The organism is Sphingobium sp. WTD-1 (assembly GCF_030128825.1).
Classification (GTDB): Bacteria; Pseudomonadota; Alphaproteobacteria; order Sphingomonadales; family Sphingomonadaceae; genus Sphingobium.
Genome location: NZ_CP119127.1, coordinates 1,390,032 through 1,405,064, shown reverse-complemented (window position 1 = coordinate 1,405,064; position 15,033 = coordinate 1,390,032). Strand labels below are relative to the sequence as shown.

General features: G+C 62.8%; 14 protein-coding genes and 1 tRNA gene. 5 read left to right on the top strand and 10 right to left on the bottom strand.

Annotated features, from left to right (window positions below):
* The first annotated feature begins 11 nt into the window (after positions 1-11).
* The gene (locus N6H05_RS06975; protein WP_284113241.1) at positions 12-941 is read left to right on the top strand and encodes a LysR family transcriptional regulator; all 930 of its coding nucleotides are present in this window, start codon (positions 12-14) and stop codon (positions 939-941) included.
* On the opposite strand, the gene N6H05_RS06970 is transcribed toward N6H05_RS06975, so the two are convergent.
* The 8 genes from N6H05_RS06970 to N6H05_RS06935 form a co-directional block, all read right to left on the bottom strand.
* Positions 938-1,633, bottom strand: a complete 696-nt coding sequence (locus N6H05_RS06970) for a YoaK family protein (protein ID WP_284113240.1) — start codon at positions 1,631-1,633, stop codon at positions 938-940. The two genes, N6H05_RS06975 and N6H05_RS06970, sit on opposite strands and share 4 nt — an antisense overlap.
* Positions 1,634-1,667: 34 nt before the next feature.
* On the bottom strand, positions 1,668-3,026 hold the full coding sequence (locus tag N6H05_RS06965) for an alginate export family protein (RefSeq protein WP_284113239.1): 1,359 nt from the start codon (positions 3,024-3,026) through the stop codon (positions 1,668-1,670).
* Positions 3,019-3,441, bottom strand: coding sequence for a DoxX family protein (locus N6H05_RS06960; RefSeq protein ID WP_284113238.1), 423 nt, complete (start codon positions 3,439-3,441; stop codon positions 3,019-3,021). Before N6H05_RS06960 ends, N6H05_RS06965 begins: the two co-directional genes overlap by 8 nt.
* Before the next feature lie 5 nt (positions 3,442-3,446).
* Positions 3,447-4,346 (bottom strand): glyoxalase, encoded by a 900-nt coding sequence (locus tag N6H05_RS06955; protein ID WP_284113236.1) that lies wholly within the window; start codon positions 4,344-4,346, stop codon positions 3,447-3,449.
* Positions 4,347-4,504: 158 nt separating this feature from the next.
* On the bottom strand, positions 4,505-6,385 hold the full coding sequence (locus tag N6H05_RS06950) for an amidohydrolase (RefSeq protein ID WP_284114187.1): 1,881 nt from the start codon (positions 6,383-6,385) through the stop codon (positions 4,505-4,507).
* A 41-nt stretch (positions 6,386-6,426) separates the two neighbouring features.
* Positions 6,427-6,675, bottom strand: coding sequence for a XapX domain-containing protein (locus tag N6H05_RS06945; RefSeq protein WP_284113235.1), 249 nt, complete (start codon positions 6,673-6,675; stop codon positions 6,427-6,429).
* A gap of 23 nt (positions 6,676-6,698) precedes the next feature.
* Positions 6,699-7,538 carry an alpha/beta fold hydrolase gene (locus tag N6H05_RS06940; RefSeq protein WP_284113234.1) on the bottom strand — a complete coding sequence of 280 codons (840 nt, stop codon included), beginning with the start codon at positions 7,536-7,538 and terminating at the stop codon, positions 6,699-6,701.
* 78 nt (positions 7,539-7,616) lie between these two features.
* The gene (locus N6H05_RS06935) at positions 7,617-8,276 is read right to left on the bottom strand and encodes a hydrolase (RefSeq protein ID WP_284113233.1); all 660 of its coding nucleotides are present in this window, start codon (positions 8,274-8,276) and stop codon (positions 7,617-7,619) included.
* A 219-nt stretch (positions 8,277-8,495) separates the two neighbouring features.
* Between N6H05_RS06935 and N6H05_RS06930 the strand changes: the two genes are divergently transcribed.
* The 4 genes from N6H05_RS06930 (at position 8,496) to N6H05_RS06915 (ending at position 13,712) form a co-directional block, all read left to right on the top strand.
* Positions 8,496-9,932, top strand: a complete 1,437-nt coding sequence (locus tag N6H05_RS06930; protein ID WP_284113232.1) for an AcvB/VirJ family lysyl-phosphatidylglycerol hydrolase — start codon at positions 8,496-8,498, stop codon at positions 9,930-9,932.
* 223 nt (positions 9,933-10,155) lie between these two features.
* Positions 10,156-11,751 carry a TIR domain-containing protein gene (locus N6H05_RS06925; RefSeq protein ID WP_284113230.1) on the top strand — a complete coding sequence of 532 codons (1,596 nt, stop codon included), beginning with the start codon at positions 10,156-10,158 and terminating at the stop codon, positions 11,749-11,751.
* 2 nt (positions 11,752-11,753) lie between these two features.
* Positions 11,754-12,236 carry a nucleotide synthetase gene (locus N6H05_RS06920; RefSeq protein WP_284113229.1) on the top strand — a complete coding sequence of 161 codons (483 nt, stop codon included), beginning with the start codon at positions 11,754-11,756 and terminating at the stop codon, positions 12,234-12,236.
* A gap of 93 nt (positions 12,237-12,329) precedes the next feature.
* Positions 12,330-13,712 carry a tetratricopeptide repeat-containing protein gene (locus N6H05_RS06915; protein WP_284113228.1) on the top strand — a complete coding sequence of 461 codons (1,383 nt, stop codon included), beginning with the start codon at positions 12,330-12,332 and terminating at the stop codon, positions 13,710-13,712.
* 12 nt (positions 13,713-13,724) lie between these two features.
* Here N6H05_RS06915 and N6H05_RS06910 read toward each other — a convergent pair whose 3' ends face one another.
* Together N6H05_RS06910 and N6H05_RS06905 are read right to left on the bottom strand one after the other, a co-directional pair.
* The gene (locus tag N6H05_RS06910) at positions 13,725-14,378 is read right to left on the bottom strand and encodes a Crp/Fnr family transcriptional regulator (protein WP_284113227.1); all 654 of its coding nucleotides are present in this window, start codon (positions 14,376-14,378) and stop codon (positions 13,725-13,727) included.
* A gap of 567 nt (positions 14,379-14,945) precedes the next feature.
* Positions 14,946-15,021 (bottom strand) — tRNA-Phe (locus N6H05_RS06905).
* Positions 15,022-15,033 lie beyond the last annotated feature (12 nt).

Here is a 15,033-nt window from a genome sequence, read left to right as displayed (position 1 = left end):
GAAATCGAACAGTGAACAATCCCGGCACTCCGACCTTCGACCAGTTGCGCATCTTCCTCACCATCGTCGACACCGGCAGCTTCGCCGCCGCCGGGCGCAAGCTCAATCGCGCCGTATCGGTCATCAGCTATGGTATCGCCAATCTGGAGGCGCAGCTGGGCGTGCTGCTGTTCGAGCGTGAAGGCACGCGCAAGCCGCAGCTCACCGTCGCCGGCCGCGCGCTGCTGGCGGAGGCGCGCAGCATCGCCCATGGCATGGATGGCCTGCGCGCCAAGGTGAAGGGGTTGCTCGACGGACTGGAGGCGGAGGTCAATCTGGCGGTCGACGTGATGTTGCCGGCCGAACGGCTGGGCAAGGTGCTGCGCGCTTTCGCGAGGGAATTTCCCACTGTGCAGCTGCGCCTCCATGCCGAAGCACTGGGCGCGATCGTGGCGATGGTGCTGGACCGGGGCGCGGTGATCGGCCTGTCCGGGCCACTGTCGGCCGGGGTCGAAGGAATTGAAAGCATGGCGGCCGGGCTGGTGCCGATGGTTCCCGTCGCCGCCCCCGACCATCCGCTCGGCCGGATGGAGGCGATCGCGCCGGGCGCCGGGCGCGATTATACCCAGTTGGTGCTGACCGACCGGTCGCGCTTTACCGAAGGCCGCGATTTTTCGGTCAGCAGCCCCAAGACCTGGCGCCTCGCCGATCTGGGCGCCAAACATGCGCTGCTGCGCGAAGGCATTGGCTGGGGCAATATGCCGCTGCCGATGATCGAGGCGGATCTGGTCGCGGGCACATTGGTGCGCCTCGCCATGCCCGATCATCCCGGCGGCACCTATCGCTTCTCCGGCATCTGGCGCCGCGACACCCCGCCCGGCCCCGCCGCGTCCTGGCTGATCGCGCAGTTCGTCGCGCTGGGCGCCGACGATCGCGAGGCGGCCGGCATGAGCGATGTTTAAGCGGGTTCGCTAGCGGCCGGATGCAGCGCGCAGGCCGCCGTACCGGTAAGGACCAGCGCACCGGCCAGAAGCAGCGGCGCGACCAGCCCGCCATGGGTCACCAGCGCCGCGCCAATCGCCGCGCCCAGGAAGATGGCAGCCACGCTGCCGATACGGCGCGCGATATTGGGGTTGCTGCCGCCAGCCAGACTGGAATCCGCCGCGATGCCGGTCAGCGTTAGTGTCAGCACCGTGGTGGTGAGGTCGGGCACCTTGAGCTGGCGGATAGTGGAATTGCGAAAGCCCATGGCGAGGCCGGTCAGCGCGATGATCGCATAGAGGCTGGTGCCGGGTGACTGGGCGGGAATGTCGAAACCTACGGCGACACCGGCAGCGATCCAGAGCAATACCGCCTCGATCAGGGCAGCCAGCATCAGCCAGCGGCGCAGCGGCAGACCGGCATGCCCCTTCCCCACGCGCCCGGCCACGAGCGCGCCGATCAGGAAAGCGGCAATCGCCACCAGATAGGGCGCGACGCGGAAGCCCGGCGTGCCCGCAGCGGCGAAGCCCAGGAAGACGATGTTCCCTGTCATGTTCGCCGTAAACACTTTGCCCAGGCCCAGCACGCTGATCGCGTCGACCAAACCCGTGGTCACGGACAGGAGCAACAGCAGCCAAGGCAAGGGCGCGGCGGAGGCTTTGGTGGCGGTCATGGCACTATCCCTTGGTTCAATGTCAAAATGGCCGTCAGAAACGGAAATTGCTTTCCAGGCCCAGCATGGTGATGGTCTTGGCCGGGCCGGTGTTGCGAATGAAGGCACCGGGCGCGAAGGCGGAAAGCGAGGCGGACAATTCCCATTCCGCGCTGGCCTGCCAGGCGATGGTCGCCTCGGCCTCCTTGCCGATGAAGCGCGCGTCGCTGTCGCCCGGCGCGCGGATCAGGTTGCCGGGAATGTCATAGACGCCATCCCCCGTGGAATAGCGCCAATAGGCCATGGCCGCGACGCTGGCAGAAACGTCCTTGCCCAGATTGGCACTAACCCGCGGATTGAGGCTGATGATGTTGGTCGGGCCGACAGGCGATAATTCACCGAAATATTTGCCCTTCGGGAACAGCGCGTTGAAGGTGCCAAGCTTGTCGTCATCCGCTTTCCTGTCGCCGCTCACGACATTGAAGCGCAGGGTCGCGTCCGGCGCCATGGGCAAGGCGGGAAAGCTGCGGCCGATTTCGGTGCCCAGCGTCCAGGCGGCAATGCGCTGCCCCTCATAGTCGCCAAACTGATAGACGCCCTCGACATTCCAGTGCCAGTCGCCCCGCACGCCATGGCTGCGAAGGCCCAGGCTATGCCGCACTTCCCGCCCCGCGTCGCCGCCGAACCGGGCGACACGGTTACGATAGCCCAGATAGTAAAGGTCGAGTTCGGGCAGGGTCGCGTAGGCGCCCCACAGGGCCTTGGTGTCGGAGGTCGCATCATCGAAATTGTGGAGGCCGGGCTGCACGGGCTTCACAGCGAGAAGACTGACCGTCGCCTTGCCGATCCGCATGTCGGCGCGGGCGCCGTCAAAGGCGAGCGGGACATTGGGACCATAGCGGGTGCCCACCAGCCGTTCGGTCCCGAGCGACAGCATCTGCCGCCCCGCGCGCAGCGTGACCGGTCCAAGATCCGCCTCGGCAAAGCCCTGCAGCAGGTCGATATGGTTTTGATCGACCGGCCCGGCCGATGGTGCGACACCGACGGCATAGGCGATCATCGGCTGGACGAAGGCGCGCAGCTTACCGGCATGGAGATCGGCATAAGGCAGCGCCCGCAACCAGAGATAGGCGTCGTCGGGCGCAGTCGCGCCACCCCAGAGATTATCGTCATAGCTTTCGACCCGGGCGCGCAGCTCGACACCGGTCGAAAGCCATGCGTCATCGCCCAGCGGGATATATTTGAACGGACCGGTCCAGTGATGCTCCCGTTTCTCGGCATCGGCCAAGTCGGACCAATCCTCTTCATAGCGGGTGATGCTGAGCGTCGGCGCCTGCCACGCCTCGCGCTGCTGGGCAGCGGCCGGGATCGGCAGCGCCAACAGCGCGAGAAAGGGCAGGCAACGCTTAGGCATTGGCCTCACGCCGCTGCGCGATCATGGCGACCGCGATGAAACCGCCGATCAGGCCGATATGCTCGAAAAACGCGTTGGTCGCCATGAAGCGCTCCTGCCCCATCGGCATCGTCCAGAAAGCGTTGGCGGTAAAGGCCGCCAGCAGGGTGAAGACGCCCAGCATCCCCGCGCCCAGCCAGACCAGACGGCCGGTCAGGATCAGCACGGGGCCGACCAGTTCAAGGCCGATCGTCAGCGCGGCCCAGAAAGCTGGCGGGCTCATGCCGAAATTCGCCTGTTCGGCAACGGCGCCATGCCAGTCGGTCAGCTTGATGATGCCGCCCAGCAGATAGGCACTGGTCAGCGCCAGCCGGGCGATGAACCAGGTCGGCCGCCATGCCAGGATGGCGCCGACGAAAGGGGGGGTGAAAGCCATGCCCTTCACTCCCCGGCGACACTGTGAACTTCGGCGATATAGCCGCCGGGAAAGCGGACAATCGCAGCCTGGCGATCACCTTCGGCATGAACCGGGACCAGCGTCTCGACGCCCGCCGCCTTGGCCTTGTCCAGCGTCACCGACAGGTTGGCGACTTCGTAGCCGGTCATGTCGCGGCCATAGGGCCAGGGCAGTTGCCCGTCGGACACGATCACGCTCATCTTGCCATAGCCCGATGTCAGGCGGATGCGGCGATAGGTCTTGCCGGGCTGGCCGATCTCGGCGCCGGGTGCGGCCTTGTCATCGGACGTCACCTTGGCGTGGGCAAAGCCGGTCCATTGCTTGATGAAGGTATCGGCCGCGTCGGTGGTCAGGTAGATGCGGTTTTCCGGCACCGTCGCCAGCGCTGGATAGTTCGGCTTGGTGGTGTGCCAATAGAGCTGCATGTTCACGCCGCCGGCCCATTGCACCACGACGTCACGACCGATCGGATCGGGGAAGGTCGTGATCAGGCGGGTTGCGCCATGCTTGAGCGCCGAAGCGACCGCCCCGTCCAGGTCGCTGACAAGGTAGCCGGTCCGCTCCGCGCCGAAGGGATAGGGCATGGGCGTCAGGAAGCCGAAGACGGAGATGGTGCCGGCCGGCGTCAAGGCGAGCTGCGACTTGGTCTTGCTGGCGGTCGGCGTGACCTGAAACGCGCCCTGCTTGCTGGTGGTGCCGCCAAAAGTCGCGGTGAAGCTGGCGACGAAGCGATCGAAATCCTCCGGCGCGACATAGACATGGGTGGTGTCATATTGCGGACCGACCGAATAGTCGGCGGTTACGGGTGCGGGGCCTTTCGCAGGCGCGACGGCAGGGCTGATGGCGACCAGGGCCGTCGCCACCATCAGGGTGAAACGCTTCATGTCTGTTGCTCCGGTTGGAGAGGACCAGGCCTCTCGGTCGATGTGGCAAAGCCTGTCTAGGCAGAGGTCAGAAGACGATCGATCCGAATAATATCGACGATAACATTCCAAATTTTCGAACGAACAGGCCCCACCCCGTCGAGCAGGGCCTGTTCAAGTCAAACGGCCCAGCAGCCGCAGCCCAGCGTGCCCCAGAAGCTCTGGACATCGGCCGCAGGCACATTGGCGCCCAGCGCGGCGGCATGATCATGGCCATGCACGCCACAGGCCGAATGGCAACCGCAGGCCGAGGCGAGCTTCTTGGCAGTCTCGTCCCGGCGATAATAGCCGCCAAAGGTCGCGACCGGCGACCAGTCCGGCATCGCCTTGGGCGCGACCGGCGCCAGCGGGCCATAATCGCCCTCGCCATAGACGATCTTGCCGCCCAGCATGGTCAGAACCGAACGAAGATGGGCGATCTCGTCTTCGGGCACGGAGAAATAGTCGTCCGACAGCAGGGCAAAGTCGGCCAGCTGCCCGGCCTTGATCTGGCCCTTCTTGCCGACCTCGTTCGAGAACCAAGTGTTCTTCTCGGTCCACAGGCGCAGCGCGGTCTCCCGGTCCAGCCGGTTGCGGACCGGATAGAGGGCCAGCCCGCCGACCGTCTTCGACGTCACCAGCCAGCTGAGCGAGACCCAGGGATTGTAGCTCGCCACGCGCGTCGCATCGGTGCCCGCGCCCACCGGCAGGCCTGCCGCCATCATCCGCTTGATCGGCGGCGTCGCCTCGGCCGCCTTGGCGCCATAGCGTTCGACGAAATATTCGCCCTGAAACGCCATGCGATGCTGCACGGCAATGCCGCCACCCAGCGCTGCGATCCGGTCGATATTGCGCTCGCTGATCGTCTCCGCATGGTCGAAGAACCAGTTCAGGCCCTGCAGGGGAATGTCGCGATTGACCTTCTCGAATACGTCGAGGGCGCGACCGATCGTCTGGTCATAGGTGGCGTGCATGCGCCATGGCCAGCGCCGTTCGGCAAGCAGGCGGATGACCGGTTCCAGATCGCCCTCCATTTCCGGCGGCATGTCGGGACGGGCGACGCGGAAATCCTCGAAGTCGGCGGCCGAATAGACCAGCATCTCGCCTGCGCCATTATGGCGGTAGCTGTCATCACCGTCGCCCGGCTTGATCTTGGTCGACCAGGTGGCGAAGTCCTTCAGCTCTTCCTTGGGCTTCTGGGTGAAGAGATTATAGGCGATGCGCAGCGTCAGCTCGCCATCCTTGTGCAGCTTGTCGATGATCTCATAATCGTCCGGATAATTTTGCGAACCACCCCCTGCGTCGATCACGCTGGTGACACCCAGGGAGTTCAGTTCGCGCATGAAATGCTTCGTGCTGTTCAACTGATATTCCGGCGGCAGCTTCGGCCCCTTGGCCAGCGTCGCATAGAGGATCGTCGCATTGGGCTGGGCCAGCAGCAGGCCGGTCGGATTGCCCTGTGCATCGCGGACGATCTCGCCGCCCGGCGGATTGGGCGTATCCTTGGTATAGCCCACCGCCCGCAGCGCAGCGGCATTCAACAGCGCGCGGTCGTACAGGTGCAGGATGAAGACCGGAGTTTCCGGCGCGACGGCATTGATCTCGTCGATCGTGGGCAGGCGCTTCTCGGCAAACTGATGCTCGGTAAAGCCGCCAACGACACGCACCCATTGCGGCGGCGGCGTATTTTCGGCCTGCCGCTTCAGCATCGCCATCGCCTCGGCCAGGCTCGGCACGCCTTCCCAGCGCAATTCCATATTATAATTGAGCCCACCCCGGATGACATGGATGTGGCTGTCGATCAGGCCGGGGATCAGGCGGCGGCCCTTGGCATCGATGACGATCGCGTCGCTGCCGGCGACGGCCCGCACTTCGCCTTCGGTCCCGACGGCCAGAAACTTGCCGTCGCGGATCGCAACCGTATCAGCCACGGGATTTTCCCGGTCCAGCGTCGTGACCTTGGCATTGGTGATGAGAATGTCCTTACGGGTCATGGCGAAGCTTTCGGTGGCGGTGAGCATAGCAGTGGTGGCGGCGCTGGCGAGCGCCTGGCGACGAGTGATCATGCGTCCTGTTTCCGGTTTGTCGGCAATGGCCCGAGTATGTGATGGGCGCAGTCGGTGGTGACGAAGGCGGCCAGTTCCTTGCGATCAAGCAGCCGCTTGGCGACCGGCACGACCTGTTCCCCGACCAGTATCCCGGCCAGCCCGATCAGGGCGATGACCGGGGGTGCGGGAGAACGGACACCCAGCAGGCTGTAGACGATGCCGACCAGCAACCCGGCGCCCAGCGAGAGAAGATAGGCTTTCATGGGTCCGTTCTCCCCTGTTTCGATCAGGCTTGGATGAAGGCGAGGATGTCCGCGTTCAGCACATCGGCATTCACCGTCAGCATGCCATGCGAATAGCCTTCATAGATTTTGAGCGTCGCGTCCGGCAGGATTTCAGCCTGAAGGACGCCGGCATTCTTGTAGGGCACGACCTGATCATCGTCGCCATGCAGAACCAGAGTCGGCACAGTGATCGCGGCAAGATCGTCGGTCTGGTCGGTTTCCGAGAAGGCCTTGATCCCCTCATAATGGGCGAGCGCGCTGCCCATCATGCCCTGGCGCCACCAATTGTCGATCACCGCCGGCTTCACATCAGCCCCTTCGCGGTTATAGCCATAGAAGGGTCCGGCCGCGACATCATGGAAGAATTGCGCGCGATTGGCAGCCAGGCCGGCGCGCAGACCGTCGAACACCTCGATCGGCAGGCCACCCGGATAGCGATCGGTCTTCAGCATGATCGGCGGCACCGCGCTGACCAGCACCGCCTTGGCGACGCGACCCTGCGGCAGGCCATGACGGGCGACATAGGCCGCGACTTCGCCGCCGCCGGTCGAATGGCCGATATGAATGGCGTTACGGAGATCGAGATGTTCGGCGACGGCAGCTGCGTCGGCAGCGTAGTGATCCATATCATGACCGAAATCGACCTGGGCGGAGCGGCCATGACCGCGACGATCATGGGCGATGACGCGATAGCCCTTCGAAAGGAAGAACAGCATCTGCGCGTCCCAGTCGTCCGACGAGAGCGGCCAGCCATGATGGAACATGATCGGCTGGGCATCCTTGCTGCCCCAATCCTTGTAGAAAATCTGGACGCCGTCCTTGGTGGTGACGAAGTTGGTCATGGGAAATCCTTTCGGAGAGAATATCGGGGGAGGAGGATGGCCGGGCGGAGGGAGAGGGACGCCCGGCCAAAGGAGGATTTAGTGAGCGCCCTCGGAGGCGTTGAACATGGCCTTGGCGTAGGTGATGCCCAGGCCATAGGCGCCACCCCATTTGCGGGCGATGCCGGTGGTCATGTCGTAGGTTTCGGTGCGTGCCCAATCGCGCTGCAGTTCCAGCAGATATTGCAGCGCGGTGACGGGCTTGGCGCCGGCCTGGATCATCCGCTCGACGGCGCGCTCATGCGCTTCCTCGCTGATGTCGCCGCTCGCGTCGGTGATAACATAGACTTCGAACCCCTGTTCGATCGCCGAGAGGACCGGGCCGACGATGCAGACGCTGGTCCACAGGCCGGCAAACACCAGGCGATCCTTGCCGATGCGGTTCACTTCCTCGATCACGGCTGCATCTGCCCAGGTGTTCATCGAGGTGCGGTCGAGCATCGGCTGATTGTCGAAGGCTTCGGTAATTTCACTGAACATCGGGCCGGAGAAGCTCTTTTCGGCAACGGTGGTGAGGATGGTGGGAACCTTGAAACCGGCGGCGCTGTTGGCAACCAGCGCGGCATTGTTGCGCAGCAATTCGGGCGCGATCGACTTGGTAGCGAAGGCCATCTGCGACTGGAAATCGATAAGGACCAGGGCGTGGTTGCTGGGGCTCAGCAGGGCCTTGGCGGGGGTCGGGGTTGCGGTGATCGACATGAGAGAAACTCCTTCCTGAAACTCTGTGGCGCCCGGTGCGTCTGGGCTGAAAACAGGTCTATGGCGAAGCATCTTTGCGAAACAGGCGTATAAAATAATCTGAAATGTTCTATTTTTTAGAAATGTTCAGACGAGAGGAGAATTGGCTCTCCTTGCGGAGTCGGCAGCGAGCGGGATAGCGATATCAAGATGGCAACGGGCATCAAGCAGGGGAAAATCATGAGGCACATCCGCCAGATTATCGCCTCGATCATCCTGTTGTTTTTATTACCAAGCAGCAGCCATGGCGAAGCGCTCGATGGGCGTGACAATAGCTATGGTTTTGCCCCCTTCGGCCAGATTCATCTGTACCGTCCCGTCAGCGATCCTCGGGGCATCGCCCTGCTATTGTCCGACCATGATGGCTGGAGCCAGGATGAGACGGAACTGGCACGGGGCCTTGCCGATCACGGCCTGCTGGTAGCGGGCGCGTCGGCACCGGCCTTGATCCATGGCCTGGAAAAGGCGCCGGGCAAATGCATCAATCCCAATTATGCGCTGATTGCCCTGGCACGAGACATCCAGCATCGCGCAGGCGTCGTGCGCTATCGGCAACCCATACTCATCGGCTATGGCGCTGGCGCGACTTTGGCCTTTGGCGCGCTCGCCCAATGGCCCGACGCCAGCTATCAGGGCGTGATATCGGTCAACCCGACGGCGAGCGTCGCTGGTCACAAGCCCTGGTGCGCGGCGCCCGGCTTCGCGACCGGGCATGTTGCAAAACCTCAATCGGGATGGCGCTTCGCCCCCAACCCGCGCAACCGCGTTGCGTGGATCATATTGCAGCAAGCCGGCGTCAGCAGAATCGCGCCCAAACCCCTGCTGCGCTTCGCCTCTTCCGTCCCCGGCGCGCGCCTTATCCAATTGCCCCGTTCCAGCAATGCACGAGACGGCATGGTCCAGTTGCGCAACCAATTGAGCAACGCCACCCTCTCTCTCCTGCCAACCCCAGCGCCATCCCCACCGCCCGGCCAGATCCCGCTGCCCGACATGCCGCTGACCCTGGTCCCGGCAACGGGTCATGGACCGCAAGACCTGATGGCCATCGCCTATTCCGGCGATGGTGGCTGGGTCGGCATCGATCGAGACATCGCGGCCCAGATCGCCGCCGCCGGCATTCCGGTCGTGGGCGTCGACAGCCTCTCCTATTTCTGGACGGCCCGCACGCCCCAAGGTGCCGGGCATGACCTGGCGCAGTTGATCCAGGGCTTTGGCGAGCGCTGGCACAAGAAGCGCGTGCTGCTGATCGGATATAGTTTCGGCGCAGACGTGCTGCCGCACATGATCGGCACACTAGATGCGCAGACGCGCAGCCGGATCGCCAGCGTCTCGCTGCTGGGCCTCAGCGCCAGCGCCGACTTTCAATTCCACCTGTCATCCTGGCTGGACATCGCATCGGACAAGGCACTGCCGACGGTACCGGCCATCCTGCACATCAACGGCATCCCTTTGCGATGCATACGCGGCCAGACAGAAACGGACAGCGCCTGCCCTGCCATTCCCCGCAATCACGCAGATCAATTCCTGGTGCCCGGCGACCATCATTTCAACCGGAACGCCGCCCTTCTGGCCCACATCATCCTGGGACAGCGCAGGCCCGGTTTCGTTACCCGTTAAAATCTGTCGCCCGCCTTATTGGCAACGGCATGGTGTTGTCGAAGGGCCTGTTTTGGGTACGCACCAAGACGATCCGAATGGGTGAGACAGAGGCTTGTTCCCACGAAGAATCGGATGCTTCCCCTTGATGATTCATGTTTTTCTGGCAGACCTGCCCACGGCATGGCCAATGCCTGACAGGGTATCGCCAGAGGAGGAATGTTATAGTGAGTGCGGGACGCACATGATCGAGGGCAAGGACGCGATTGCCGCAGGCAGCACGCAGCATTATCGCGCCTTTCTGAGCTACAGCCATGCCAATGAGCATGCGGCCGGGAAATTGCATCATTGGCTGGAAACCTATCGGATACCGAAGCGATTGGTCGGCACCCTGACCGGAGGGGCTGCCGTCCCCCGCCGTCTGTCGCCCATCTTTCGCGATCGTGCCGAACTACCAGCCGCCTCCAGCCTTGACGAGCAGGTGCGGATGGCCCTGTTCCAGTCGGAGGCATTGCTGGTACTCTGCTCCCCGGCTGCCAAAGCATCCCGCTGGGTCAATGCCGAGATCGCACTGTTTCGCGAACTCCATCCCGATCGGCCAATCATTGCGGCGCTGATCGAAGGCGAACCAGCCGACAGCTTTCCTACCGCCCTGATCTCCCGCGATGCCAATGGCGTCGAACATGAACCGATCGCCGCCGATTTTCGCACCGACAGTGACGGGCCGAAACTGGCGCGGCTGAAGATCGTCGCCGGCCTGACAGGCGTGCCGCTCGACCAGATCATCCAGCGCGACGCCCAGCGTCAGTTGCGGCGCGTGATCGCCGTCACATTTGTTGCGCTTTTTCTTACCCTATTGATGGCAGCGATGCTGGTCTTCGTCGCGCGGGCGAGGAGCGAGGCAGAAAGCCAGCGCCAGCAGGCAGAGGGACTGATCGAATTCATGCTGACCGATCTGCGGGAAAAACTGGAGGGCGTTGGCAGGCTCGACGTTCTGCAGACGGTGAACAAGCGCGCGCTCGCTTATTATGCCGACCAGCCTGACCTGCAGGCATTGCCGACCGATTCGCTGGAACGGCGGACCCGTATCCTCCAGGCGATGGGCGAGGATGATTTCAAACGCGGCGATACAGCAGCAGCCATTGCCCAGTTTCGCGAAGCCTATCGCGTCACCGAGACCCTGTTGTCGGCCGCGCCGAATGACCCGAAACGACTATTCGCTCATGCCCAGAGCGAATTCTGGCTAGGCTATGTAGACTTCATGCGCGACCGGAACGACGCCGCGCTGTCACGCTTCCGTTCCTATCAGACCCTCGCCGAACGAATGGTACAACTGCGGCCGGGCAACCGCGCTTACTGGCAGGAACTCGGTTACGCCCAAGGCAATATCTGCACCATCGCCCTGGCACAAAAAGCGCGCGATCGGGCTTTGCAAAGCTGTCAGGGGGCACTCGATACCATGATGCGGGTCCGGCAACTGGCCCCCGACGATGCCAACATCGCCGCCGATCTGGCCAACCGCCATGCCTGGATGGCGGACGCCTTGCGGATGCAGGGCGCCGACCGCGCGGCATTGGATCAGCGTGAGAAACAGGCCGCGATCCTCCGATCACTGCTTCGGCGCGATCCAAAGAATGCGGGCCATTTGCAGGACTGGATGCTGGCGCGTTACTCCATGTCCAACTTGCTTTACAATCTGGGCGCGACGGATCGCGCCCGGGCATTGCGGGCCGAGGCCCAGGCCGACGTTGCCCAACTGGTCGCACGTGATCCGGCAAACAGGGACTGGCGCGTCTGGCAGAACAAACTGGCCAAACCATTGACGAAGGGGAGCAAGTAACGATGTCGACGTTGAATTATACCCAATATGGCCTGGCGCCGTTGATTGACGTCGAACTCGATGACACAGCCACGCTACTTAAGTTCAATGTGGTGCTGGAGGCGAAGGACGGCTGGATATCGTTGCGCTATGAACAACCCGGCGTGACCGATCACGACTATATCGCCATCTCCCAAAATTCTATCGTGGAGATCAAACTGATCGGCGAACAGCTCTTCTTCTCGAAAAATTATGACGCCATCACGACCGAAGAACCACTGTCTTCCTTTTACGGCGGCTTGACCTACGATGATTATCGCGCCGAACAGGACCGCTACAAGACCGTCCGGTTCCAGGCACGCTACAACCAGGGCGGCAAATATGGCACGCGGCACGGCTTCAACATCAATATCGACCTGCTGCAAAACCCCAGTGCCACCGAGCCGAAATGGATTCCGTTGTCGATCGATCCCGACATCAAAAATCCGCCACCCAAGGACGATTGATTCCAGGAACAGGGTGGTAACATTATGATCCTTCCGATCCTCGCGCAGATCCGTAGGGTCGCACGCAGCGGCGATACCGTCCGTGCCTGGGCGATGTTCGGCACGGCCGGTTTGCTGCAATCGAACGACACCGAAGCCCTGACCCTGAAGGGTCGGCTGCTAAAGGATCAAGCGCTGCGCAGCGAAGGCGCGGAGCGCACGACATTGCTAGACGAGGCACAGCAGGCCTATCTCCAGGCTGCGGGCGGTTGCCGCGCGACCTATCCGCTAATCAATGCTGCCACCCTCGCCTTTCTCAACGATCAGTCGGCGGCGGCGGCCGACCTCGCGCGCAAGGTGCTGGCGCTGCTCGACAGCGGCGACCATGAACAGGAAACGCGCTACTGGCTGGCCGCCACGGCGGCCGAAGCCCATCTGCTGCTCGGAGAGGAGGCGGCCAGCCAGACCGCCTTGCGCCAAGCGATGGCAGCCGCGCCCGAAGCGTGGGAAGATCATGCTGCAACCTTGCGTCAATTTCATCAAATCCTGACGAGACAGGGACGCCCCACCGCGATCCTTGATCCCCTGCGTCCACCGCCTAGCCTCTATTTCAGCGGCATTATCGGCCTACCGGAAAATGAGGCCGAAGCGCATCGCAAGATCGAGGCCGCGCTCGACGACATCGGGCCGGGCGCCGCCTTTGGCGCCTTGGCGGCTGGAGCCGACATAGTCATCGCCGAATGCGTTATCGCCCGGGGCGCCCAATTGCATGTTGTCCTGCCGACCGCGCTCGACATCTTCCGTCAGACATCGGTTGGCCAGTTCGGCAACCATTGGCTTGCCCGCTTCGACCGGCTGATAGAGATGGCGGACAGCCTGGAGGCCCCCGAAAACATCGCTACCTTGTCCGGTGCCGCAATCGACAAGGGTAGCGAAATCGCCATGGGACTAGCGCTGCGTCGGGCAGAAGCCCTCGCGACCCAAGCCATCGCCCTCCATGTCGGCCGCGCATCGGACACGCCCGCCCCCTCCCATCGCCTCTGGCAAGCGCGAGGGCTGCCGATACATGACATCGTCCTGACCCAATCTCTCCCCCCGCCGGGCAACAGGCTGGCGATGGCCGTCAACAAGGCCATGCTTGTGGCCACGACACGCCTTGCCCCTACCATGCAAGAAAGCAGCAACGGCCTGCATTTCCTGATGTTCGACGATGTGGCGACTGCCTTGCTGCAAGGTTGCGCCCTGCTGAAGGCCAGGCCAGACCATGGCCTGGCGCTGGAATACAAAACGCTCCCACGGACGGATAATATCGATAGCGAAGAGTGGCTGGCTATGCTTCTGGCACCGGCAGCGCCCGCCGGCTGCCTCTGCATGCCCTGGCCACAGGCCGCCGCCATGGCGCTCCAGGGCGATGGCTATCGTTTCGAAATCGCCGGGGAAGTGATGACTCGTCAGGGCGATTGCCCGGTCGGTCACTATTATTCGTCATCACACTGACGACCCCCCTGTTTATATCACCATGTCTGCCAGCATGCGAGGCGCATGAATCTGCATCTGCCCGTCCTCCCGGCTGACAATGCCACGCCGGATCAGCACGGCGATCGCCCGTGACGCTGTTTCGCGGGTGGTATTGGCACTAAGGGCCAAGGTGGTGATCTGCGGCGCGGGCACGATATGGTCGCGCCCGTCCGCCAGGGCAAGCAATTCGCTATAAACCCGCCCAGCCGCACTATAAGTGGAGCGCGTCGCCATCCGATCAAGCGCGCGATCCAGTTGCCGGGCCAGCAGCCAAGCCATGCCTGCGCCAATCTGGGCGTCTCCCGCCACGAGCGATGCCAAGGATTGCGCATCCGCCCGCAGCAGACGGCTATCGACCAACACCTCAATTTCCGCCCGATGCGTCGTGGGCGCCGGATATGCGCCAAAAAACTCACCTGGCCCATGCCTTGCCAATTGCTGGCGCTGACCGTCGATACCAAAGGTCTGGACCGCCACGCAGCCATCGACGATCAGCCAGCAATGATGGGATGTCTCTCCCTGACGGGCCAGTATCTGCTTAGCGGCAACCGGCTGTGGAATCAGGACGCGACGCAGCGCGTTCGCGGCCTTCCGATCACATCGGAAAACCGCTGCCAACACCTCGACCTGCTCCTCGACCTGCAAATCCGCCGCTCCCTGGTGAAAATGGATCGTCCAGGCATTGGCATAGCCGATGCGCCCAGGATGAACAGGAGGGCAGGATGATTCTCGGAAAATATGTGATCTCGATCACGGCCACGGCGATGACAACCTCTTAAGGAAGGCGCGCGACCCGAAGGAGGCCCGATGGGGCAGCCTTTTTCTTAGCCCGGAGATCAAAGTGTCTCCGGGCTATTTTTTTGGTTCGGCAGGCGAATATCGCGAGTTGTTGATGGCACCGCCCGCCCGCCAGCGTTTCACACGCCTTGCATCCTGATTTGAGGATAGGAGGCAAAGAACAGCCAGCCCAATTTCGGCAAGGCCCATATGCCGGGGGGGGCATCGTGGAGATATGGCGCACGAAATAGAATTTGCCAGTTCGAGAACCTATGCCTGAACGCCATTTGAGTAGCTGTTCTTCGAAGCCACTGCCCGTGCTGCCAAAGGCATTCAGCGCTCTCGGCTACCCCACTATACAGCAGGACCGCTGACGCGCGAACGGTCGAAGATCGTCCCTTGGACTATTCCGACTAATTTCCGCTACTGCAAAAATGGTGCCCGGGGACGGATTCGAACCGCCGACACTGCGATTTTCAATCGCATGCTCTACCAACTGAGCTACCCGGGCATCGGGTCTCGG

Bases quoted from the DNA above. Each gene is read 5' to 3' on its own strand.
- N6H05_RS06970 (WP_284113240.1), bottom strand. From the start codon at position 1,633: ATGACCGCCACCAAAGCCTCCGCCGCGCCCTTGCCTTGGCTGCTGTTG.
- N6H05_RS06965 (WP_284113239.1), bottom strand. From the start codon at position 3,026: ATGCCTAAGCGTTGCCTGCCCTTTCTCGCGCTGTTGGCGCTGCCGATC.
- N6H05_RS06960 (WP_284113238.1), bottom strand. From the start codon at position 3,441: ATGGCTTTCACCCCCCCTTTCGTCGGCGCCATCCTGGCATGGCGGCCG.
- N6H05_RS06955 (WP_284113236.1), bottom strand. From the start codon at position 4,346: ATGAAGCGTTTCACCCTGATGGTGGCGACGGCCCTGGTCGCCATCAGC.
- N6H05_RS06950 (WP_284114187.1), bottom strand. From the start codon at position 6,385: ATGCTCACCGCCACCGAAAGCTTCGCCATGACCCGTAAGGACATTCTC.
- N6H05_RS06945 (WP_284113235.1), bottom strand. From the start codon at position 6,675: ATGAAAGCCTATCTTCTCTCGCTGGGCGCCGGGTTGCTGGTCGGCATC.
- N6H05_RS06940 (WP_284113234.1), bottom strand. From the start codon at position 7,538: ATGACCAACTTCGTCACCACCAAGGACGGCGTCCAGATTTTCTACAAG.
- N6H05_RS06935 (WP_284113233.1), bottom strand. From the start codon at position 8,276: ATGTCGATCACCGCAACCCCGACCCCCGCCAAGGCCCTGCTGAGCCCC.
- N6H05_RS06930 (WP_284113232.1), top strand. From the start codon at position 8,496: ATGAGGCACATCCGCCAGATTATCGCCTCGATCATCCTGTTGTTTTTA.
- N6H05_RS06925 (WP_284113230.1), top strand. From the start codon at position 10,156: ATGATCGAGGGCAAGGACGCGATTGCCGCAGGCAGCACGCAGCATTAT.
- N6H05_RS06920 (WP_284113229.1), top strand. From the start codon at position 11,754: ATGTCGACGTTGAATTATACCCAATATGGCCTGGCGCCGTTGATTGAC.
- N6H05_RS06915 (WP_284113228.1), top strand. From the start codon at position 12,330: ATGTTCGGCACGGCCGGTTTGCTGCAATCGAACGACACCGAAGCCCTG.